We start from the raw sequence: 20,216 nt of genomic DNA, 5'->3' as shown, positions 1-20,216 counted from the left end.
TTAGGCTTAATGGCCGTATTTGGGTACATTACGCTGAGCAAAGGAATGCGGACAATGATGACTAGAGCCCCTACCTCACCCAGACTATCTTCTAATTTGGAAGCAAGCCCCAAATGGTTCCTGGCATAGATTCTAAATACCTGTGCAGGAATACTGCATCATAAAGAATCAACCGTAGTTGTATTTATAGTTTTATTAAAAAAAGGCGGTGATGTAGTTCCACGCGCAGAAAAAATGATAATCGATGTGGCTCGCTAAAAAGTTAGGTGCCGCAAGCGACAGGAAGTAGTGGACAATGGCTGCGTACAGACAGAAACACACAGTCCAAGCGAGCCAGTAAACGGTGCGTCCAGACGATATAGGTTTTTCAACCAAACGCTTCCAGTCGTCGGCAGACATGAAATTATAGATCTTCTTCCGCCACCCCTCTCTACTACTGTCAGCAAGACTGTTAAACCTCAAGTTTGATAGAGCGTTGATAACTATGCTCAATATGAGAAGTGCAGAGACACCGAGATACAGAATCGTGGTGGCTGTATCGGCCACGCCTGTAGATGCTATCGGAGTCTTGAGAGCTAAAACAACACCCGCCACCGCGAAATCACGCCAGAGAGCTGATATTAAATCCCTTGTCGCAGTTTGTGTCTTATTAACCTCGTCCTGCAAACCCTTGCGCAGATCCCCCAGGCTTTTGACAGCCTCCTTGCTCTGATCCTGAAGATGAAAGGCGAACGCTTCCTTGGCCCCCGAGAGGCTATTTTTTAAGAGTTGCGTTGAGCCAGAGGGCCACGTCGTCCCATTGTTCCAATTGATAGCAATGTGGTTGTTGAAAAGTTGGAATTTCGTTTCACACTCCCTAGGGGTGGAGTAGATCCACTGGCAGGTGTCGTGAAGCGTTTCAAAATTGATATCAGCCCAGTTAATAGGCTGGTCTATAGCTATGGGGAGTGAGCGCCCGCCTCGGAATATTACATGAGTCTCATCACCTTCCTTGCGAATCTCGGCAGGCAAGCAAAAGGAAAGCCTTTCCACCGCCACGCGTTTCCAAGCTGTAAAAGGTTCGCTTCCAGTAATTGGCTCTGCAGCGAGCAGCCAAGGCTCAAGAGAGGGTGGGGTAAAAGAGTGGGTAAGATCCCGTACCATTTTCCAAGGCTTTTCAGGATGTTGAGTGACGGTCGGTAAACTTTTATCTCCACCCATTTCTTTCACTAGAAACTGATGAGTAGAAAACTCACAGGTTTCACCTGCAACCCATACACACATTTTTTTCTGTGAGTTCTGTGCTGAGAATTGATTTGTTCTTAGCCAGTTTTCGAAACCTTTTAAAGTGAGGAAATAACACCAACCATCATCCGCTGGCTTCTCCAAGATGACTGTTAGTCTGTCATTTTCTACATCCTCCAAATCGAAATCCTTGATCTCGATGCTGTCGGAAACCTCTCCAAAAAGCTCTATTGTTCCGATGCCCTCAGAAAAAATACGCTGGGCAAGATCTTTCAACTCTCGAACAAACTCAGAAGACGTAACGCTTATTTCATCAACCCGCACAATATTCGCAGTTTCAATCTGCGCAGAACCACCCGACGCCGTGAGTCGCTCAAAGAAGCTGCGAAGTTCCAGCGCTAGCTGTTTCATGATTCACGCAAGCGACTTGTACGGATAGTAATGATAGTTTCATCCTTTCCATTTTCAATAGTTAAGCTTCCCTTTGCCCGTGCAGGCATATTGATGGTTATGCCTTCGCTTGTTACGTATTTCTTTGCCTCATTGGTAGGTAACTCTTCCTCATCGTAGGAGAACACCTCACCAGTCAAATTCAGGCTTTCCAATTCTTTGTCGAAGGTCGCCCGAATTTCATCTTGGCCATTGATGCCAAAAAAATCTGTGAAGAATTCGTCGACTTCAAAGTCTTTACGTTTTTTCGCAATCTCAACGACTTTCTCAGCGACTTTTGATGTGATAGCAGGCGGCAGATCACCCAGGTGTGTCTTTACAGTTTTTTTGATTGCCTTAACCAAATCTACCGTCATTTCCTTTGAGTTCCGGAGGCGCTCTACTCCCAGGAATTCTTTGAAGAAGTCACTAATTCCTGAACGGCTCATTTTATCAATGATCACTACTTCTGAGTCTTTGGAATCCAAATCAATAAGGGCTGATTTCTGCAACGCTTTTGGTGATTCAGTAAAGTTATTAGTAACTGCCTGAAGAATTGCCTGGGCGCCCTTGGTTTCAAATGTGACAACCTTTTCAGAGTCATACTTAATTAAAGAATAAAACTTTTTAGCGCCTGTAACCAAGCCAATTACAATCAACACGCCTGACTTCATCCGTTTATCGCCAAGGCGATGAAATTGTCGCGCCAAGCTCTTGGAGATATCGACAAAATTCGACTCACCCTTCTCCCAGCTATTCAATTTGGCCTTAACTTGAGATATTTCAGCGAAAGAAAATTTATTGCCCTTGAGGGTTTCTTTGATGCGGTCAATGAAGAACGGCTCGAAGGTGCTCAAGGGAGTATCGTCAAAAAGTATCGGATCATCAGCTCGATGATGCACCACGTGAAAAATGAAGTTCTCGATTTTCAGGGCTTCTATTTCTTTATCGGTAAGAGTGGCCAAGTTAAATCCTCTTCCTTGCTGGTGGCGACATGACATTAAGCATTGATCTAAGCACCTTTCCAGCGTTATGCCAGCGCCCTCCGCTGCGCATAGCATGATCACTGTATGAATATACACCCATAAGGAACGATTGGCTTCCGTATGCCCCATCCAGCATCACCTGTCCGATGGAAGGATCTCTGGTCAGCTGTTCAAGCGGGCATGAAATCGGAGCTCCTGGCTTTCACTCTTTAGCTTCTTTTTTTGCTTTTTTAAAAAAGCACAATTTGATTTTATTTTTATGTCATGAGATGCTTTGGCGCATCTGACAGGAGATCCATCCCATGAACGACATTATTTCGCTCATCGAAAACGCCGCGAAGACGAAGAACGACCTAGCGTCCGCATCTATCCGTATGCCCAAGGAGCTTTACTCCTTCATCGAAGGTTTAGCTGATCAGCTTGATCTGAGTCGCCAGGAGACAATGCTTAAACTGCTTGAGAAGGGGGTTGAAGCCGCTAAGGTTGCTCTTAAGCTTGATGACGAAGAGCAAGCGGCGGTAGACATCGAGTCACTCGAACCATCGAGCTTCCACCTTCTAAATACGAACAAGCGTCACTCATTGGAAGACCATGACCGCATGCTCAGCGAGGGTAGCGCAGCAGCCTTTTATAGCCCCTGGAAGTACAACATTGATCGTATACAGAAAGGTGATGTGGTCTTCTTGTACGAGAACGGCAAAGGAATCGTCGCATTCGGCCAAGGCACTGGTGAAACTGAAAAGCGTGAGCATCACGGCTATCTCGAAGAGTGCCACTTTCAACGACTGATGGATTTCACCATCCTGGACAAGCCAATTTCAGCCGCTGAGATCAAGAAAACGGTGCAGAAAAACGTCGTATTCTTGCGAACCATGTCCCCCATGCCCGATGGTAAGTTGCTGCTGGATCTCATCCAGAAGCGTTCTGCGTGAAGTCTCCTCGGGCCTAATATAAAACACGGTACTCTGCCCCCGATTGATGCGGCGTCAAAATACAAAGCCTCTAGCGCAGTAATACGCAGGTGAGGCTTGCTTCTACAATCATCGAGATAACGCCGCACGTTGTGACCAAAGGTGCGAGCAGAGCGCTCCGGCCAGACGGGCCAAAGGCTTGAGGATGTCAAAACCTGGCGCAGTCAGGGTTTGGTTCACGCCAGCCGTACCCCGGAGGGTTCAAGCCCAAAGCAGAAGCAATGTGAACTGCTGCCTCACTCCCTTTTTAAGGGCTAGATATCATTGACTGTAGAATTTACATTGGGCTACGGAAGTACAAGGAAGCGAGACATACTCACCATCGCTGAAAGGGTCTAGTAAAGATGGACGCATACCAGCGCCGCCGACGTTTCCAATTTTGGCTGGGCTCATTTCCAATTTTAGTGGGCTTTACCGTTCTGATTCTTGCGATGATTCTGGCGGGCAAAGGGGCCACGGTAACCCCTCAAGAACCCGATGGGGTGAGCTTGAGTCAGCAAACGAAGTCTGCCTCTCAAAATACCAACCAGAAAACATCAATTCTGGCAGTGTCCCAATAGCAAGTGTCCCGATGCTGCAGGCTCAGTAGCTCATCCCAACGCATGCCTCGAAAACACGTCGGTAAACGTCCGGCGAAGCCATCTACGCTCTAAACTCCGCAATTAGCGCTTTTCCCCCCACTCTAAAATCACTGCAGCACTCGCGGGGTTATGTGATGCTGCCCTTGTGAAAGACGCAGAAACTCACGCAAACTGGAACGCCCATTCCCACGCTGAAATGTTGCCAGTACATACCGCGAGTTCTCCGTCGTCATCACCCAAAACCTCCCCTCGCGTTCGACCTTCAACACATCAGAAGTCCTGATCAAGTGACCGTCGCCGAAACGCCCGTACTGGTCTTTTCGCTTGTGGCCAAAAACCACACCGATGCCTGCGCGCGCCCTGATGGAAACTCCGCAAAGATAAGCGGTAACTGGCACGTCAAAGCCTTGCTCCTGAGCTTTAATGATTCGCTTGAGATCGAAATCTGTATGGCGTTTTCCGTGAAAATTGACATCAATGGTGTCGAGCATCTTTGCGCTCCATTGGGCAGTCCATATGGCGTTATCAGGAATTTCACACGCAGCCAGAGGCGCTGGTATCGTGGGAAATTATTGGTAAATTTCAGGCTGATCGAATCATGCTTGGTAGAAAGACGGGCCTCAGGTTGGCCAGCGCCTCGATCTTGAAGTCTTGCTGGTGTGAGGTGTGATACACCGCACCCTTAGCCACTTCCAACAAGCAAACCTCAAAACCTGACCTGTCCTCACCTACGGTTACTCTGGTTAACCGCTCCATCTGCCAGCCTCCGGACTTATTCATCCAAGATGGCGTCACAGCCATAATCTCGGTGATAGCTAAATCCGCACATTGGCTTACCAACATTTTTTGAAGCTGGTGGGTGTCGTCGATCATCATCACGCACTCGCTGAACCGACCCTCGTTTTCGACGCTAAGGGTTAAGTGGTACCAAGGCGTTCGGAGCAGCCTTGAGACTCCACGCCATTGGGACACGCCCTCCCCGAACATTCCAGGGACGCCTATCAGGTCGTTTTCTAAGGTTCTGAACATCTGTCGCCTCAAGCTGCTGGCGCACGTCAGTTGCCCAGCAGAGCTGGTTGGTAATCAGAAAAGGGAAAATATCGCTTCGATAGAAGCAGACTTACGATGGCCTGGCCCGAGCAAGACGTAGACCGTGTTGCGTGTTTCGAATAGGTAGCCTTCCTTGAAAGCGGTGCCCATGCTTGAGCGCACCCAATGGCCTGGCTCGAAACGCCTCTGCTCGTCGTCCACAACTTTGTGGGCAAACATGAAAATTGGTTGGCAGCCTGCGGCAGCTACTTTGGCTCGCTCGGCGTCGGTGACGATAGCGTCTAGGATTGTCCATTCTTCTACGGCGCAGAGGGGCATCCATTTGTAGCGCTTTCTGGCTGCATACATCGCTGCCTCGAGACCGTGCTCAGAACCCATCAGGCTGACTCCGGGATCGCCCAACAGACCGTCTTCGATGATCCCAACCACGGCTCAACCCCTCTCTGTCAATATTCAATAATTAGCGGCTGAGGCGCAAAACCGCCACGACCACAAATATATCTGTTTGTGTGGCGGTAGGCAAATACGACATACCGTCTCTTTTAATTGGGATAGTGAAATGTCGCTGCGGAAATCTTATGCAGCAGTAGTTCAACTGCTTCGCACTCGGAAAGGCTTGTCTCAAGCAAAACTCGCGCGCTCATTAACACAAGCCCACGTGAGCGAGCTAGAGCTCGGTAGAAGCTCAGCGACCATCGAAATGAGTGCCCGACTTGCCTCAGCGCTGAAAGTAGAACCAATTACTTTGCTGGCACTCGCTGCTGCCTCCCATGAGAAGTGCACAGTGCGGCAAGCTCTCCTGGCTGCGCTGGCTGAGGCTGAATCCCTAGGGCTAGCGGACACTCCTCTGCCAACCGAACCACAAGTTATGGCTCCGTCTAGAGTGTTGGAAGCCAAGAGAAAATGGTTGGCCGTGCAAGAGCTGAAGGCGAAAGGGCTCAGTCAGAGTGAGGCAGCGAAACATCTAGGGGTGCCTGAATCGACGTTGCGTCGATTGTGGCATCAGACGCTTAAAGATTAAGGCTGGTGCGGCGAATGCATCAACTGGGGCAATTGGCTACCTGAGAATCTTGCATTGTGAATCAGCAGCCCCACCAGGCTGGTGCCAAAATTCACGCTTTCAGGCGGCAGGAGCGAGGTAGATCTGAAAGGGCCAGCAAGGTCAGGATTTACTCCAGAGACGTGGTTTGCCAGGCACCACAGCTCTCCCCTATCAATGTTGAGATCTTGCCTGCCCTGTCCATTTTTCTGGAAAAAGATGGACAGGTGCGATTGTCTGTAAGTGATTGTTTTTTAATATTTTCGAATGTCCATTTTAGGGCCCTCTCACGGGTGTACATGTTCGACAAGACCATCGTCTCCATCCCGACCTGGCGCCTGATGTCGGAGTCGTTCAAAAACTGGCGTGGCATGCAAGCCTCCGGCGGACGGCGCATCAAGCGCAGCCTCTATATCGACGCCAGCGGCGTACGCTTCCTGCGTGATGACGAAGAAGTGCGCATGACCCAGGTGCACTTGCTCACCGACTACATCAGCCGCAAGCAGGCCGAGCTCAAGGCGTGGAACGAAGCCCAGGGCCATAGCGCGCAACTGTCGGCCAACCGCCGCCGCATGACCAACCTCGGCACCTTCCGTGCCTACGCCCTGGCGTACCTGAAAAGCCACCCGGACATCCAGCCGAACATGACCTGCATGGTGCGCCAGATGCAAACCACCGCCCAGGGCGTGCCGCTGGAAATCTACTGCTTCACCCGCACCACGGCATGGGCGGATTACGAGCGGATCCAGGGGGATATCTTCGATTATCTGCTGGCGGTGCTGCCGGAGTTTGGCTTGAGCTTGTACCAGCAGCCCAGTGGCAATGATTTACGCGCGGGCGTGTTGCCCGCGATCTTGGGAGCCAGTCACTTGCCAGCCCCCGAAAGCCGCGTGGGTTAAGCCTCAGCACGGTTGGGCGCCTTCACGCCCAACCGGCTGATCCACACCGCCCCCAGAATCACCAAGCCCCCCAGGGCCAGCCGCCCCAGCGGTTCATGCTGGTTCCAGATCAGCAAATTCAGCAGCAACCCCACCGGCACGTGCAGGTTGTTGACTACTGCGAGGGTACCGCCATTGACCAGGCAGGCGCCCTTGTTCCACCAGTACATCCCCAGCGCCGTGCTGACCAGCCCCAGGAACACCAGCACTCCCCATTGCAACGGTGCTTGCGGCAGGAAGTTGGCCTTGCCGAACAGCAGGAAAGCCGGCAACACCACCAGCAAGGCACCCAGGTAGAAATAGCCGAAACGCCGGTAATGCGGCTGATCGCTCGGGTAACGCGCCACCAAATGCTTGTACATGACCTGCCCTGCGGCATACGTGAAGTTGGCCAATTGCAGCAGCAGGAACCCCATGAAGAAGTTCGGGGTGATCTGGTCGAAGCGAATCACCGCCGCACCGCCCACCGCCACCAGCGCGGCGATCAGCGCCCAAGGGTTGAACCGACGGTTGAGGGCATCTTCGATCAGGGTCACATGCAGCGGCGTGAGGATGGTGAACAGCAACACCTCCGGCACGGTCAGCACCCTGAAACTCAGGTACAGGCACACATAGGTCACGCCGAACTGCAGTGCGCCAATGATCAGCATGCCGCGCATGAACGCAGGCGCCACCGAACGCCAGCGGGTCAGCGGGATAAACACCAACCCGGCCAGCACGACCCGCACCAGCACCGCAAAGTAGCTGTCGACGTGACCGGCGAGGTATTCGCCAATCAAGCTGAAGGAAAATGCCTGAATCAGGGTGACAACCAGTAGATAGCCCATGCGCGCCTCGTTTCGAATGGGCGGGACATTAAAGGTTTTCGGCGTGTGACGAAACTCGAGGCAAAAAAAACCCGACCTCGCTAAAGCGGCAGTCGGGCAGGAGCACTCAGGAGCAACAAGTGCAAAGGGAGGTTCGATACGCGTACTTGAAGGGTTGCGTGGGGCTAGATAAACACCGCGCGATTATCTGACGATTAAAGGATCAAGCGACCTGGGCAAGCAGCGCCTTGGCGTGATTGATGCCCTTTTCCTGGAAGTCCCCACTCAGGTTCACCCCTTCGGCGTGAATGAAGGTGACGTCATGAATCCCGATAAACGCCATGACCTGACGCAGGTACGGTTCCTGGTGATCGGAAGTGGCGCCGGTATGAATGCCGCCGCGAGCGGTCAGCACGATCGCACGTTTACCGGTCAACAGCCCCTGGGGCCCGGTGGCGGTGTACTTGAAGGTCACACCGGCCCGCAACACGTGATCCAGCCAGGCTTTGAGGGTGCTCGGGATAGCAAAGTTGTACATCGGCGCAGCCATCACCAGCACGTCGGCGGCAAGCAGCTCATTGGTCAATTCGTTGGAGCGATCCAGGGAAGCCTGTTCGATGTCACTGCGCTGTTCGACAGGCTTCATCCAGCCACCGAGCAGGTTGGCATCCAGATGTGGGAGCGGGTTAAGCGCCACGTCACGTACGGTGATTTGATCGGCCGGATGGGCGACTTGCCATTGGCTGATGAACTGTTGGGTGAGCTGGCGGGAGATCGAATCCTGCTGGCGAGCACTGCTTTCGATAATCAGAACATTAGACATGGCTATGTAGGCTCCATCGGTATTTGCTGTAAGTCGATGGAGAAAAGATTAACCAGGGCTCATTCGATAAAAAAGCGCAAAAAACTGCTATAACCCATCTAGAATTTTGTTGATAAGCGGAGTATTCCTGTGGGCATGCTCCGCCGTTGCTTTATTTTGGGGCGCAGGTCAGCTTGATGCGCATCTTGATGATGGCGCGACTGAAGTTGACGGTAGTGTTGGTGTTTTTACCCGCTTCGACCGTGACCTTACGCGTGCGCGGCGCTTCCGGGCCGTTAATGAAGACCATCTTGCACACCGCGTCATGGGTGCCGTAGTTGGTCAACTGGATTGAACTGATGTTGCTGTCGATGTCGGATGCGCTGTAATCGATCTTCACCCCCTGAATATCTTTGGACACCTCAGTGGAATAGGCGAACGCAGTCAACGGCAACAGCGCCAGCAGCACACAACAGAACTTTCTCATTCGGCAGTCTCCAGTAAGGACTGCCAGCTTAGGACAAGAGGAGCTCATCTTGAAAGCGCCCCGCGTTACCCTTGATCAATGGCGCACGCTGCAGGCTGTGGTCGACCACGGTGGCTTTGCCCAGGCGGCTGAAGCGCTGCACCGTTCGCAATCCTCGGTGAGCTACACCGTGGCCCGCATGCAGGACCAGCTCGGTGTGCCGTTGTTGCGTATCGACGGGCGCAAGGCCGTGCTGACCGACGCCGGTGAAGTGCTGCTGCGTCGCTCCCGACAACTGGTGAAAAACGCCAGCCAACTGGAAGACCTCGCCCATCACATGGAACAGGGCTGGGAAGCCGAAGTGCGGCTGGTGGTGGATGCCGCCTACCCGAATGCGCGGCTGGTGCGCGCACTCACCGCATTTATGCCGCAAAGCCGTGGTTGCCGGGTGCGCCTGCGCGAAGAAGTATTATCCGGCGTCGAGGAGTTGTTGCTCGAGGGCATGGCGGACCTGGCCATCAGCGGGTTTATCATCCCCGGCTACCTGGGCACGGAAATGAGCGATGTGGAATTTATCGCCGTGGCCCACCCCGACCACTCGCTGCATCGCCTGAACCGCGAGCTGAGTTTCCAGGACCTGGAGAGCCAGATGCAGGTGGTGATCCGTGACTCCGGTCGCCATCAACCTCGGGACGTCGGCTGGCTTGGCGCCGAACAGCGCTGGACCGTCGGCAGCCTGGCCACCGCCGCCACCTTCGTCAGCAGCGGCCTGGGTTTTGCCTGGCTGCCCCGCCACCTGATCGAACGCGAACTCAAGGACGGCCTGCTCAAACAGCTGCCGTTGGAAAAAGGCGGCAGTCGCAACCCCACGTTCTACCTGTACTCGAACAAGGACAAACCCCTGGGCCCGGCGACGCAGATCCTCGTGGAGCTGCTGCGCACCTTTGATACAGCCCCTCTGGACGCGCCCTTTGCCGCCCCCCAACAAGCCTGAAACGGAGTTCACGCATGGCCTGGTTCGACCATGAAGGCTGCAGCCTGCATTACGAGGAATATGGCCATGGCAACCCGCTGATCCTGATCCACGGCCTGGGTTCCAGCAGCCAGGATTGGGAGCTGCAAGTACCGGCACTCGCCCGGCACTATCGCCTGATCGTGGTCGACGTGCGCGGCCATGGCCGCTCCGACAAGCCCCGCGAACGCTACAGCATCAAGGGCTTCACCTTCGACCTGGTCGCCCTGATCGAACACCTGAACCTGCCGCCCGCGCATGTGGTGGGGTTGTCCATGGGCGGCATGATCGCGTTCCAACTGGCGGTGGATGAACCCGCGCGGGTCAGGAGCCTGTGCATCGTCAACAGCGCGCCCGAGGTCAAGGTACGCAGTGCCAACGATTACTGGCAGTGGGCCAAGCGTTGGACCCTGGCACGCCTGCTCAGCCTTGGCACCATCGGCAAGGCGCTGGGCGACCGGTTATTCCCCAAGCCCGAGCAGGCCGACCTGCGCCGCAAGATGGCCGAACGCTGGGCAAAAAACGACAAACGTGCTTATCTCGCCAGCTTCGACGCCATTGTGGGCTGGGGGGTGCTGGAACAACTTTCCAGGATTGCCTGTCCAACCCTGGTCATCAGCGCCGACCACGACTACACACCCGTGGCGCACAAAGAAATCTATGTAAAACTGCTACCCGATGCGCGACTGGTGGTCATCGAAGATTCCCGCCATGCCACGCCCTTGGATCAACCCGAAGTCTTTAACGCTACCTTGCTCGATTTTCTAAAGACAGTCGAAACCACTACCCAGGATCACTGACCCATGCTGAAAAAAATCGCCTTCTTCGCAGGCTCCTTTCTGTTTGCCGCCAACCTGATGGCCGCGACGGCAGCGGTACCGGCTAAACCTGTTGCTGCGGCAAAGTCCACCGCCCCCCACGTTCTGATCAGCACCACCAATGGTGACATCGAGATCGAACTGGACCCGGTCAAGGCGCCCATCAGCACCAAGAACTTCCTGGCCTATGTCGACAAGGGCTTCTACACCAACACGATTTTCCACCGTGTAATCCCGGGTTTCATGGTCCAGGGCGGCGGGTTCACCGCGCAGATGTCGCAAAAACCGACCGAAGCGCCGATCAAGAACGAAGCCAGCAACGGCCTGCATAATGTGCGTGGCACCTTGTCCATGGCACGTACCAACGACCCGAACTCGGCCACCAGCCAATTCTTCATCAACGTGGCCGACAATGCGTTCCTCGACCCAGGTCGCGATGCCGGTTATGCCGTGTTCGCCAAAGTCGTCAAAGGCATGGACGTTGTCGACGTCATCGTCAACTCGCAGACCACCACCAAGCAGGGCATGCAGAACGTGCCTATCGATCCTGTCGTGATCAAGTCGGCCAAGCGCATCGACTGAGGTCAGCAGCAAGCCCCGCGCGCAGCCCATGAGGCTGCGTGCGCATTTGAAAGGAGAGCCCGCCCGGCGGGCGTCAACCCCAATGCTCTATCGTCGCTTTGAACAACTGATCGATATCTTCCGCGACGCTCCCAGCGCGGCCCCTCCCGATAAAGTCCTGCCCTTCTACCTCTATTACCTGCGCCAGGTATGGCCATGCTTTGCCGCCTTGCTGGTGGTGGGCCTGATCGGTTCTCTGATCGAAGTTGCGCTGTTCAGCTACCTGAGCCGCATCATCGACCTGGCCCAGGGCACACCGCCCGCCAATTTCTTTCAGATCCACAGCGTCGAGCTGATCTGGATGGCCGTGGTCGCCCTGCTGCTACGTCCGATTTTCGGCGCCCTGCATGACTTGCTGGTGCACCAGACCATCAGCCCCAGCATGACCAGCCTGATTCGCTGGCAGAACCACAGCTATGTGCTCAAACAGAGCCTGAATTTCTTCCAGAACGACTTTGCCGGGCGCATCGCCCAGCGCATCATGCAAACGGGTAACTCGCTGCGCGACTCCGCCGTGGCGGCGGTAGACGCAATCTGGCACGTGGCAATCTACGCCATCAGTTCCCTGGTGCTGTTCGCCGAGGCCGACTGGCGCCTGATGATTCCGCTGGTAACCTGGATCATCTGCTACAGCCTGGCGCTGCGCTACTTCGTGCCGCGAGTGAAGGAACGCTCGGTGATTTCCTCCGAAGCGCGCTCCAAGTTGATGGGCCGCATCGTCGACGGCTACACCAACATCACCACCTTGAAACTGTTCGCCCATACGCACTTTGAGCAACAGTACGCCAAGGAAGCGATCATCGAGCAGACCGAAAAAACCCAGTTGGCCAGCCGCGTAGTGACCAGCATGGACGTGGTCATCACCACCATGAACGGCCTGCTGATCGTCACCACCACCGGCCTGGCCCTGTGGCTGTGGACACAGTCGCTGATTTCGGTGGGTGCGATTGCCCTGGCCACCGGCCTGGTGATTCGCATCGTCAATATGTCCGGCTGGATCATGTGGGTGGTCAACGGCATCTTTGAAAACATCGGCATGGTGCAGGACGGCCTGAAAACCATCGCCCAGCCACTCGCGGTGATCGACCGCGACAACGCCCCGCGCCTGAGCGTGCCTCATGGCGAAGTGCGCTTCGAACAGGTGGATTTCCACTACGGCAAGAAGAGCGGGATCATTGGCGACCTGAACCTTGAGATCAAGGCCGGTGAAAAGATCGGCTTGATCGGCCCGTCCGGCGCAGGCAAGTCGACCCTGGTCAACCTGCTGCTACGGCTGTACGACCTGCAAGGCGGGCGCATCCTGATCGACGGCCAGAACATCGCCGAGGTCGCCCAGGAAACCCTGCGCGAACAGATCGGCATGATCACCCAGGACACTTCGCTGTTGCATCGCTCGATTCGCGACAACCTGCTGTATGGCAAGCCCGACGCCACCGACGAAGAACTCTGGGCCGCCGTGCACAAGGCGCGCGCCGATGAGTTCATCCCACTGCTGTCCGACTCCGAAGGCCGCACCGGGCTCGACGCCCATGTGGGTGAACGTGGTGTGAAGCTCTCGGGCGGCCAACGCCAACGCATCGCCATCGCCCGCGTACTGCTCAAGGATGCACCGATCCTGATCATGGACGAAGCAACCTCAGCACTGGACTCGGAAGTGGAAGCCGCGATCCAGGAAAGCCTGGAAACCCTGATGCAGGGCAAGACGGTGATTGCGATTGCACACCGGTTGTCGACCATTGCGCGAATGGACAGGTTGGTGGTGCTGGAGAAAGGCCAGATAGCCGAAAGTGGCAACCATGCGCAGTTGCTCGCGCACGGCGGTTTGTATGCGCGTTTATGGCAGCACCAGACGGGGGGGTTTGTAGGAATAGACTGATTCCATTGGTTAAGTGCTTCATCAATTCCGAACAATTCTGACAGTTTTCTCTCTCTCACTGGTCTTGCGACACAATCCTGCTGTACTGCAATCAGGCCCCAGGAGGGCCCTGATTTAAGGCAGCAGGGAAGCGTCATCGACCCGTTAATCAGATAGAGCAATCTACTAAGGATGTGTGCATGTCACTGTTCAAACGTTCCGTTACGGAAGGCTTGGGTACGTTTTGGCTGGTGTTGGGCGGCTGTGGGAGTGCGGTGCTGGCCGCAGCGTTCCCCAACGTCGGAATCGGTCTGCTGGGTGTGGCCCTGGCGTTCGGGCTCACGGTGCTGACCATGGCATTCGCCATCGGTCACATCAGCGGCTGCCACCTTAACCCGGCCGTTTCGGTAGGGTTGGTGGTCGGCGGAAGATTTCCCGCCAAAGAGTTACCGGCCTACATCGTCTCCCAGGTGATCGGAGCCACCATCGCCGCCGCGCTGCTGTACTTCATCGCCAGCGGCAAGCCTGGGTTCGAGCTGGCCTCCGGCCTGGCAAACAATGGCTACGGAGAACACTCACCCGGTGGTTATTCGATGGCGGCAGGGTTTGTCTGTGAGCTGGTGATGACCGCGATGTTCGTGCTGATCATTCTTGGCGCCACCGACCGCCGTGCCCCGGCGGGCCTCGCGCCGATTGCCATTGGCCTGGGGCTCACCTTGATCCACCTGATCTCCATTCCCGTCACCAACACCTCGGTCAACCCGGCCCGCAGTACAGGGCCTGCACTGATCGTTGGCGGCTGGGCGCTCCAGCAGTTGTGGATGTTCTGGCTCGCGCCGATCCTCGGTGCAGTGGTGGGCGGCGTGACCTATCGCTGGTTGGGCAAGGAAGACTCGGCCTGAGGCAAGCGGGTTCAGCCCTGTCGATAAGGCAGGGCTGAATTTAATGGACTGCTGCTCAACCCTGATGGGCCTGCATGTACTGGCGCAACAATTGATTGATTCGTGTCTGGTAGCCCGTACCTTGGCCTTTGAACCACTCCAAAACATCAGCGTCCAGTCGAATCGTCACTGCCTGCTTCACCGGAACACGCAGCTGCGCTCGCCGGAAAAACTCGGCGTCCAGCTCAGGAATATCGCTGGTATCGATCGCTTCATCATTCAACTTGGCCAGGCGCTCCCAATCAGTTTTCGATGTTTGCGTCATAGTATTTGGCCTCCTTCTTGGTTGCTTTTCGGGCGGAGATGATACGGATCACATCACCACACCGCTCGGTGTATACGACTACACCCATTAACAATTTGATCCAACCGATACTGATCCAACGCTCCTCACCATAATCCGCTCGATCATCGCGCAAGGCCAGCATCGGATGCCGAAAATGTCAGGAACGTCGTTGAAATCGATGCCGTGCTTAGAAATATTGGCTTTATTCTTGGATTCATCCCACTCAAAACGCATGGCACATCCTGTATGTACTTTTGTACATACAGGATAGCGATTTCATTGTTTATTGGCAGCGCGGCCAGACCGATGGTTCAGCCCTGTCGATAAGGCAGGGCTGCCCTCGCCTCTTGCGCATACGCCAGCATGCCCACCCGCTCGCGCTCCAGGAAATCCTCCACGGCCGTCTTCAACCCCGGATGGCGCAGGTAGTGCCACGAATGGGTGATCACCGGCTCGAACCCGCGAATCAACTTGTGCTCGCCCTGGGCGCCGGCGTCGAAGCGCTGCAAGCCGTGGGCAATGGCGTAGTCCATGCCTTGATAGAAACAGGTCTCGAAATGCAGCCGGTCGAACTCCGCCAGGCAGCCCCAGTAGCGGCCATAGAAGCTGTCACCGCCGATCAGGCTAAAGGCCATGGCCACCGGGCGTGAACCTTGTTTGGCCAGCACCACGCGGATCGCCTCGGGCATGCGTTCGGCCAGCAGGCTGAAAAACGCACGGGTCAGGTAAGGCGATTGGCGGCGCACCGCGTAGGTATTGGCGTAGCAGGCGTAGACAAAATCCCACTGCGCCTCGCTCAATTCATGGCCCTGCAACCACTCGAACTCGATCCCCTGCCCCGCCACTTGTTCGCGTTCTTTACGCATCTGTTTGCGCTTGCGTGAGCTCAGGGCATCGAGAAAATCCTGGAAGTCACGATAACCACGGTTTTGCCAATGAAACTGGCAGCCCAGGCGTTGCAACCAACCCGGCTGCTGCGCCAGCGCCTCGTCGGCCAGAGGGTCGGTGAAATTGATATGGGCGCTGGAGAGCCCTTCGATTTCCAGGTAGCCCGGCAGGCTCTTGAGCAGCTCCAGCCCCTCCTCGGCACGCGCGGCCAATAAACGTGGCCCGCTCACGGGGCTGAAGGGTACTGCGGTCAGTAGCTTGGGGTAGTAATCAATGCCTGCGCGCTCACAGGCATCCGCCCAACCATGATCAAACACGTACTCGCCGTAAGAGTGCCATTTGCGATAGCTGGGCAATGCCGCGACCAGGCGCTGGCCTTCCCAATGCAGCAAATGCTCCGGCTGCCAGCCCGATTGCGGGCCCAGGCTGGCGCTGTCTTCCAACGCACTCAAGAACCCATGCCGCACAAAAGGCTGCGCCTGCGGCACCAGGGCATCCCAGGCCGCAGGGGCGATTTCGGACAGGCTGTCCAGGCGTTGCAACGGCATTGGCATCCTCACTGTTTCTTGGCGTGAAAGCCTCGCGAGTATCGCTTATCACAGCCCCGGACACACCTCGAAAACACGCGGACAAGCCTTGAAACAAATAGTTCCATTCTTAAATATTTTGTCATCTACGTGAAATCACTTAGCCACTACTCCGTCATAAACGATCGCGATACTGACGCCTGTTTTTAGAGCGCCTGGTTCTAGCAGGCGGCTATTTTCCGTCCGTCATCGGTCGGTTGTGTCCTGGATGGTTTGCCATCCCTCCTCACTTTCGGAGATTGATATGCGTCTTGCTTCCACTAAAACTGCGGCGGTCCTGTGTGGCGGCCTGTTGCTGGCCCTGAGCGTTCCGGCCAGCGCTGCAGTCGACGCTAAATTGCTCGACATGCTCAAGGCCAACGGCCAGATTTCCGCTGCGCAGTACAACGAGCTGCAAGCGGAATTGGCCAAGGACCAGAAAGAAAAGCAGATCGCACAGCAAGCTCAACAAGAGACCAACGAGCAGATCGCGGCCACCGCGAAAAAAACCAACGACCTGAGCGTGTTCGACCAGAAGCTGGCCTGGGCCGCCCGTACTCAGCTCAAGGGTGATGTACGTTTCCGTCAGGAAACCGTGAAGATCCAGGGCGAGTCCAACAACGGTGGTCGTGACAAGGACCGTCAGCGCATCCGTGCCCGCCTGGGCGCCTACACCGAGATCAACTCGCAAGTGGACACCGGTATTCGTATCGCCACTGGCAGCAGCGACGATGCCCGCTCCACCAACCAGGATCAGGACAACTACTTCGATAAGAAGCAGATCTGGCTCGACCTCGGCTATATCGACTACCACCCGGACCAGATCAAGAACCTGCATGTGATCGGCGGCAAGATGCTCCAGCCGTGGGTGAACATGGGTGATGTGATCTGGGATAGCGATATCAACCCGGAAGGTCTGGCAGTGACCTACAAGTATCCATTGGGGAGCAGCGCGGAGCTGTTCGGTAGCCTTGGCAACTACAACCTCAAGGACAACGTCGACGGTGATGGCGTGCAATTCCGCCACGACCTGCGCCTGACTTCCGGCCAGTTGGGGACGCGCTTCTCGGTTACCGACAACCTGAAGCTGACCCTGGGCGGCAGTGTCTACGCCTACCAGAACGACAAGGACAGCCGCTGCACAACCACCACAACGCCTTGCGCACTGGCGGTCAACGGCAACTCGGCCAACAACCAGTTCCGTCTGTATGAAGGCTTTGCCCAAGCGGACATCGGCGGTTTGGCAGTCCCTCTGGCGTTCTACGGCCAGTACGTGAAAAACAACGATGCCGTGACCGATCAGGACACCGCCTGGTTGCTGGGGGCCAAATCCAAAGTGTTCGGCTTCAACCTGGACTACAACTACCGCGATCTCCAACGCGATGCCGTCGTGGGTGCCTTCACCGATTCGGACTTCGCCAACGGCACCACGGGTTCACGCGGCCACAAGTTCAAGGTCAGTTACGACATCGACAAGAACTTCGCCCTCGGCGCCACCTACTTCCTGACCAAAGCCGACTACGCCAGCCGCACGCAACGTGACGCCAACACCAACACCCTGCAGTTGGATGCTGAAGCCAAGTTCTAAAGGTGTGAGCAATAAGCCTTGGGCCAGGACGGCCCGAGGTCGTTTCAACAGCCTTGCGTGGGTGGGTCGATCCCCATCATCCGTTCGACTCCCCCACGCGAGCCTGCCCTTACTGGTCCTTCAACCGTTCGGCCGCCAGCCGTGCAGCCAAGGCATCAGCCTCTTTGACCGGTTCGTCCGGCAGCATCTTCAACGTCGCCTGCATCAGGCGCATCTGACGGATAAATCGTCGGCAGTTCGGGCAAAACATCAAGTGATGACGCACCATCAGACGCTCGCGAAAGGTCAATTGCCCATCGAGATAGTCACTGGAACGCGCTACTTGCTCTTTACAGGTCAACATTCGCCCGTTTCCTCAAAATGCTCCACCGTGGCGAAGACTTTAAGCCGTGCTCGATGCAACAGCACACGGACATTGGAGAGCGAGAGGGTCAGAAGATTACAGATCTCTTCCAGTTCCAGGCCCTGGCGCTCACGCAACACCAGCACACTGCTTTGCAATTCGGACAAGCTCAGAATCGTATGCTCCAGGCATTTACGCAGCTCATCCTCGGTCAGCAAGGCTTCCGGGGTGTCCTGATGCCAGGCATAGGGCGCAACAGCCCAATGGCCATCGTCAGGGACGAAGCGGTCATCACCGATGGTGCCGTGGGGCGAAGGCAAATCGTCGAGCAACACTTCCCGCCGATTCTGTTTATAGCGGCCCTTGGCGGAGTTGGCGGTGATGGTCAACAGCCAGGTCTTGAGGCTGGAACGCCCTTCGAACCTGGCCAGGTTGCGTACCACTGAGAGCCAGGCGTCTTGCACCACCTCGTCGGCGTGGCGCTGGCCGACGATGGCGTAAGCCACCGCCCGCATGGCGCTCTGGTAGGTAGTGACCAATTCCTTGTAGGCCTGCTGCTCGCCCTTGAGCAGGCGTTCAAGCAGGTGCGCGTCGTCCGCTGCTGCCATTCAAACCTCGATCTTGCCTTGAAAATACAGCCAGCTCACACAAGATCAGCGCTTGCGCAGGATCACACTGCCAATCGAATAGCCGGCACCAAAGGAACTGAGTACGGCCACAGACCCCTTGGGCAAATCATCCTGATAAGTGTGAAACGCAATCACCGAACCCGCCGAGCTGGTATTGGCGTAAGTATCAAGGATCACTGGCGCTTCTTCCAGCGAGGCTTCACGGCCCAGCAGCTTCTTGACGATCAGGTGGTTCATGCTCAGGTTGGCCTGATGCAGCCAGAAGCGCTTCACATCAGTGACATTCAGCTGGTTTTCGGCCAAGTGCGCACCGATCAGCTCGGCCACCATCGGGCAGACATCCCGGAAAACCTTGCGACCTTCCTGCACGAACAGCTTGTCGGGCGCACCGATGCCCTCTTGCGCCGTACGGTTGAGGAAACCGAAGTTATTGCGGATGTTGTTGGAAAACTTGGTCAGCAGCTTGGTGCTCACGACGTCGAACTGGTGCTCGGAAGTCGCCAGGTCAGCGCGTTCGAGGATCACGGCAGTGGCGGCGTCACCAAAGATGAAATGGCTGTCGCGGTCGCGGAAGTTCAGGTGGCCGGTACACACTTCCGGGTTGACCATCAGGATCGCCCGGGCCTGGCCCAGCTGGATGCTGTTGGTCGCGTTCTGGATACCGAACGTAGCCGATGAGCAGGCCACGTTCATGTCGAAACCAAAGCCCTGGATGCCCAAGGCTTCCTGGACTTCGATGGCGATGGCCGGGTAAGCACGCTGCAGGTTGGAACAGGCAACAATCACACCGTCGATATCGGCGGCCGTCTTGCCGGCGCGTTGCAGGGCTTGCTCGGCGGCGCCAACGGCCATCTGGCAGAGCACCGACCATTCGTCGTTGCTGCGCTCGGGCAGGCGTGGGGCCATGCGCTGCGGGTCGAGAATGCCGTCCTTGTCCATCACGAAACGGCTCTTGATGCCGGAGGCCTTCTCGATAAACGCGGCGCTGGACTCGGTCAGCGCCTGCACGTCACCGCGCCCGATGGCGGCCGCGTTGTCGCTATTGAACTGTTGCACGTAGGCATTGAAAGACTGCACCAGCTCTTCGTTGGAGATGCTGTTGCCCGGGGTATACAGGCCAGTGCCGCTGATCACGACGTTATGCACGGTCGTTCCTCTAATAGCTGTCAGGCAGAAGATATTGGTACTGTCGTACCAAACTTTAAGGCGTTTGATTCCGTCCAGCGGGCATCAAACTGGCAACGCTTTATTCAATCTTGTAACCGCGAAGTTTGCCACAACGCCGGTGATTTGGCGCCATCTGCCAGACAAACACCCAAATGTGGGGGCTTGCTCCCGATGGGAATGGGTCAACTGAGGATAAGCTGACTGATCCAC

At 55.8% G+C, this 20,216-nt stretch carries 21 protein-coding genes and 2 pseudogenes; 9 read left to right on the top strand and 14 right to left on the bottom strand.

Annotated elements, in window-relative coordinates; all coding sequences use genetic code 11:
* Positions 1-195 precede the first annotated feature (195 nt).
* On the bottom strand, positions 196-1,635 hold the full coding sequence (locus tag M5B43_RS13700; protein ID WP_248750616.1) for a hypothetical protein: 1,440 nt from the start codon (positions 1,633-1,635) through the stop codon (positions 196-198).
* Positions 1,632-2,618 carry a nucleoid-associated protein gene (locus M5B43_RS13695; protein ID WP_248750615.1) on the bottom strand — a complete coding sequence of 329 codons (987 nt, stop codon included), beginning with the start codon at positions 2,616-2,618 and terminating at the stop codon, positions 1,632-1,634. The genes M5B43_RS13700 and M5B43_RS13695 overlap by 4 nt, the downstream gene beginning before the upstream one ends.
* A gap of 323 nt (positions 2,619-2,941) precedes the next feature.
* Here M5B43_RS13695 and M5B43_RS13690 point away from each other — a divergent pair, with 323 nt between their 5' ends.
* Positions 2,942-3,571: a hypothetical protein gene (locus tag M5B43_RS13690; protein WP_248750614.1), complete on the top strand. Its 630-nt coding sequence runs from the start codon at positions 2,942-2,944 to the stop codon at positions 3,569-3,571.
* A 727-nt stretch (positions 3,572-4,298) separates the two neighbouring features.
* Here M5B43_RS13690 and M5B43_RS13685 read toward each other — a convergent pair.
* The 3 genes from M5B43_RS13685 to M5B43_RS13675 all read right to left on the bottom strand — a co-directional run bounded on the left by M5B43_RS13685 (position 4,299) and on the right by M5B43_RS13675 (position 5,670).
* Entirely contained in the window at positions 4,299-4,682 is a 384-nt protein-coding gene (locus tag M5B43_RS13685; protein ID WP_248750613.1) for a hypothetical protein, read from the bottom strand.
* A 91-nt stretch (positions 4,683-4,773) separates the two neighbouring features.
* Positions 4,774-5,220, bottom strand: coding sequence for a hypothetical protein (locus M5B43_RS13680; protein WP_349292373.1), 447 nt, complete (start codon positions 5,218-5,220; stop codon positions 4,774-4,776).
* Positions 5,221-5,274: 54 nt separating this feature from the next.
* Positions 5,275-5,670 carry a hypothetical protein gene (locus M5B43_RS13675; RefSeq protein ID WP_248750611.1) on the bottom strand — a complete coding sequence of 132 codons (396 nt, stop codon included), beginning with the start codon at positions 5,668-5,670 and terminating at the stop codon, positions 5,275-5,277.
* Positions 5,671-5,800: 130 nt separating this feature from the next.
* Here M5B43_RS13675 and M5B43_RS13670 point away from each other — a divergent pair, with 130 nt between their 5' ends.
* Positions 5,801-6,262 carry a helix-turn-helix transcriptional regulator gene (locus M5B43_RS13670; protein WP_248750610.1) on the top strand — a complete coding sequence of 154 codons (462 nt, stop codon included), beginning with the start codon at positions 5,801-5,803 and terminating at the stop codon, positions 6,260-6,262.
* Between the two features lie 320 nt (positions 6,263-6,582).
* A pseudogene (locus M5B43_RS13665) lies at positions 6,583-7,179 on the top strand (mechanosensitive ion channel family protein); the annotation flags it as partial.
* Here the strand turns inward: M5B43_RS13665 and M5B43_RS13660 are convergent.
* The 3 genes from M5B43_RS13660 to M5B43_RS13650 form a co-directional block, all read right to left on the bottom strand.
* Positions 7,176-8,045: a carboxylate/amino acid/amine transporter gene (locus M5B43_RS13660; RefSeq protein WP_248750609.1), complete on the bottom strand. Its 870-nt coding sequence runs from the start codon at positions 8,043-8,045 to the stop codon at positions 7,176-7,178. The pseudogene M5B43_RS13665 and the gene M5B43_RS13660 sit on opposite strands and share 4 nt — an antisense overlap.
* Before the next feature lie 202 nt (positions 8,046-8,247).
* Positions 8,248-8,847, bottom strand: coding sequence for an FMN-dependent NADH-azoreductase (locus M5B43_RS13655; RefSeq protein ID WP_248750608.1), 600 nt, complete (start codon positions 8,845-8,847; stop codon positions 8,248-8,250).
* A gap of 151 nt (positions 8,848-8,998) precedes the next feature.
* Positions 8,999-9,313, bottom strand: coding sequence for a 3-phosphoglycerate kinase (locus M5B43_RS13650; RefSeq protein ID WP_248750607.1), 315 nt, complete (start codon positions 9,311-9,313; stop codon positions 8,999-9,001).
* Between the two features lie 49 nt (positions 9,314-9,362).
* Between M5B43_RS13650 and M5B43_RS13645 the strand changes: the two genes are divergently transcribed.
* The 5 genes from M5B43_RS13645 (at position 9,363) to aqpZ (ending at position 14,500) form a co-directional block, all read left to right on the top strand.
* Positions 9,363-10,286, top strand: a complete 924-nt coding sequence (locus tag M5B43_RS13645) for a LysR family transcriptional regulator (protein WP_248750606.1) — start codon at positions 9,363-9,365, stop codon at positions 10,284-10,286.
* Between the two features lie 14 nt (positions 10,287-10,300).
* Positions 10,301-11,104: an alpha/beta hydrolase gene (locus tag M5B43_RS13640; RefSeq protein WP_248750605.1), complete on the top strand. Its 804-nt coding sequence runs from the start codon at positions 10,301-10,303 to the stop codon at positions 11,102-11,104.
* Positions 11,105-11,107: 3 nt separating this feature from the next.
* On the top strand, positions 11,108-11,704 hold the full coding sequence (locus M5B43_RS13635) for a peptidylprolyl isomerase (RefSeq protein ID WP_248750604.1): 597 nt from the start codon (positions 11,108-11,110) through the stop codon (positions 11,702-11,704).
* An 82-nt stretch (positions 11,705-11,786) separates the two neighbouring features.
* Positions 11,787-13,619: an ABC transporter ATP-binding protein gene (locus M5B43_RS13630; RefSeq protein WP_248750603.1), complete on the top strand. Its 1,833-nt coding sequence runs from the start codon at positions 11,787-11,789 to the stop codon at positions 13,617-13,619.
* A gap of 179 nt (positions 13,620-13,798) precedes the next feature.
* On the top strand, positions 13,799-14,500 hold the full coding sequence (aqpZ, locus tag M5B43_RS13625; RefSeq protein WP_248750602.1) for an aquaporin Z: 702 nt from the start codon (positions 13,799-13,801) through the stop codon (positions 14,498-14,500).
* A gap of 55 nt (positions 14,501-14,555) precedes the next feature.
* Here aqpZ and M5B43_RS13620 read toward each other — a convergent pair whose 3' ends face one another.
* The 3 genes and pseudogenes from M5B43_RS13620 to M5B43_RS13610 all read right to left on the bottom strand — a co-directional run bounded on the left by M5B43_RS13620 (position 14,556) and on the right by M5B43_RS13610 (position 16,261).
* Positions 14,556-14,804, bottom strand: a complete 249-nt coding sequence (locus M5B43_RS13620; protein ID WP_248750601.1) for a BrnA antitoxin family protein — start codon at positions 14,802-14,804, stop codon at positions 14,556-14,558.
* A pseudogene (locus M5B43_RS13615) lies at positions 14,782-15,059 on the bottom strand (BrnT family toxin). Before M5B43_RS13615 ends, M5B43_RS13620 begins: the two are co-directional and overlap by 23 nt.
* Positions 15,060-15,136: 77 nt before the next feature.
* Complete coding sequence (locus M5B43_RS13610; protein ID WP_248750600.1) at positions 15,137-16,261, bottom strand: GNAT family N-acetyltransferase; 1,125 nt, start codon at positions 16,259-16,261, stop codon at positions 15,137-15,139.
* Positions 16,262-16,544: 283 nt separating this feature from the next.
* On the opposite strand from M5B43_RS13610, the gene M5B43_RS13605 reads away from it, so the two are divergent.
* Positions 16,545-17,867, top strand: coding sequence for a putative porin (locus M5B43_RS13605; protein ID WP_248750599.1), 1,323 nt, complete (start codon positions 16,545-16,547; stop codon positions 17,865-17,867).
* A 109-nt stretch (positions 17,868-17,976) separates the two neighbouring features.
* Here the strand turns inward: M5B43_RS13605 and M5B43_RS13600 are convergent, their stop codons facing one another.
* The 3 genes from M5B43_RS13600 to M5B43_RS13590 are packed head-to-tail and all read right to left on the bottom strand — an operon-like array spanning position 17,977 to position 19,985.
* Positions 17,977-18,210, bottom strand: coding sequence for a zf-HC2 domain-containing protein (locus M5B43_RS13600; protein WP_248750598.1), 234 nt, complete (start codon positions 18,208-18,210; stop codon positions 17,977-17,979).
* On the bottom strand, positions 18,204-18,818 hold the full coding sequence (locus tag M5B43_RS13595) for an RNA polymerase sigma factor (protein ID WP_248750597.1): 615 nt from the start codon (positions 18,816-18,818) through the stop codon (positions 18,204-18,206). The genes M5B43_RS13600 and M5B43_RS13595 overlap by 7 nt, the downstream gene beginning before the upstream one ends.
* Positions 18,819-18,863: 45 nt before the next feature.
* Complete coding sequence (locus M5B43_RS13590; protein WP_248750596.1) at positions 18,864-19,985, bottom strand: beta-ketoacyl-ACP synthase III; 1,122 nt, start codon at positions 19,983-19,985, stop codon at positions 18,864-18,866.
* Positions 19,986-20,216 lie beyond the last annotated feature (231 nt).

The organism is Pseudomonas sp. MWU15-20650, assembly GCF_023242475.1.
Classification (GTDB): Bacteria; Pseudomonadota; Gammaproteobacteria; order Pseudomonadales; family Pseudomonadaceae; genus Aquipseudomonas.
Note: the sequence above shows the minus strand (reverse complement) of the source record. Positions and strands in the feature narration are given on the sequence as shown.